General features: G+C 71.5%; 1 protein-coding gene. It reads right to left on the bottom strand.

The window, feature by feature from the left end; all coding sequences use genetic code 11:
* Nucleotides 1-40: 40 nt before the first annotated feature.
* A partial coding sequence (locus tag ACNPNP_RS06285; protein WP_448965187.1) for an FGGY-family carbohydrate kinase occupies nucleotides 41-790 on the bottom strand: 750 nt, incomplete at its 5' end.

Raw genomic sequence — 790 nt, 5'->3', positions numbered from 1 at the left:
GAAACGGGATGGCTCGTGTCGACGGCGAGCGGGGGAGCAGTCAGGGCAGACGGGCGGTGTACTGCTCTCGGATGATCGGGCGCGTGTCGGCTTCCGGGTGCGCGGTGATCTCCACCGGCCACTGCGGCGCGGCGCCGCTGAGGCCCCAGGCGGCCTGTACCGCTGCTCCGAGCGCCACGTACTCTCCAGGTGCAGGAACCACGACGGGCGCATCGAACACCTGCGCCGCGATGCGTGCCACGGCTTCGCTCTGCGCTGCGCCGCCGACCAGCAGGATGCGCTCGGCCTTCACGCCGTGCGCACGGATGCGGTCGAGGCCGTCTGCGAGGCCGCACAGCACCCCCTCGATCGCTGCACGAGCAAGGTTCTCGCGGCTCGTCGAGGTGAGGGTCATGCCGAACAGTGAAGCGGTGGCGTCAGGGAGGTTCGGCGTGCGCTCGCCCTCGAACCACGGCTGCAGCACGAGACCGTCGGCGCCGGGCTCTGCGCTCAGCGCGAGCCGGGAGAACTCGTCGTGATCCACCCCGAGGAGGGATGCCGTGGCATCCAGCACCCGCGCCGCGTTCAGCGTCGCGACCAGCGGCAGGAAGCCTCCGGCCGCGTCGGCGAATCCCGCCACGGTGCCGGTCGCGTCGGCGACCGCAACATCGGTGACGGCGAACACCGTTCCGCTCGTACCGATCGAGACTCCGATGTCACCGCTGCCCGCACCCATTCCGAGTGCGGCGGCGGCGTTGTCGCCCGCGCCGGCCGTGACGAGGATCCCGCTCTGACCTTCGACGTGGGGGGG

This window comes from Microbacterium xerophyticum, assembly GCF_053543555.1.
Note: the sequence above shows the minus strand (reverse complement) of the source record. Positions and strands in the feature narration are given on the sequence as shown.